A 691-nucleotide genomic window follows, 5' to 3' on the forward strand; every position below is an offset into this window, starting at 1 on the left:
GCGATCAGTGCTCGGGTCAGCCGCCCGACCGGGCTGACGGAGCGCACCAAGGGCTCGTGGTCCGGTCCCCGTCCGACCTGCCGTCCCGTCAGGACCCAGGCGTACCTGTCGGCGACGTCGAGTTCCCGATACGTGCAGACACGACGGACCACCCAGGTCCGCGTCTCGAGGGACCACCACGGCTCCGGTGTGAGCGTGGCGACGGACAGGCCGGGGAGGACGTACTCGGCCTCGTAGTCCCGGCTCGGGCCGTTCCGGCGATCGGCGTCGGGTCCCTCGGAGTAGCGGACGTACAGGACGCGTCGTGCGTCGACCTCGTGGACCAGGGCCGCGAGCTCGCCGATGACCGGGACTTCGCGCTCCTCACCTCGCCAGGCGAACAGTGGCTCCTCGTCCGGGCCTCCGCCTCGCACCTCGTCCCTCACCAGCGCTCCCCTCCGTGTTCGAGGACCCGAACACCGACTCGATCCGGCCCGTACCCGTTCCGGGACGCAGCGAAACACGCTCGGCGGGACCTACCGGCCACTTCCACCGCCGGGTACCCCCGGCATCCACCCGGTCCGTACCGGTTCCCGCGGATGCACCGGTTCCCACCTGCCCGCCTGGAGCCATCGGCGACCGAGACGTCCGGTCCACCCGCTCGCCGCCTGCATGTGCTCCCACCGAACGGGGAGCAGGGACCACAGCCAGT

1 protein-coding gene is annotated in these 691 nt (G+C 71.5%); it reads right to left on the minus strand.

Features of this window, described 5'->3' with window-relative positions:
* The coding region (locus tag FK268_RS23115) for a DUF6098 family protein (protein ID WP_193560322.1) at positions 1-425 on the minus strand (425 nt) is incomplete at its 3' end.
* Positions 426-691: the final 266 nt, after the last annotated feature.

The organism is Tsukamurella sputi, assembly GCF_007858445.1.
In the GTDB taxonomy this organism is placed as follows: Bacteria; Actinomycetota; Actinomycetes; order Mycobacteriales; family Mycobacteriaceae; genus Tsukamurella; species Tsukamurella sputi.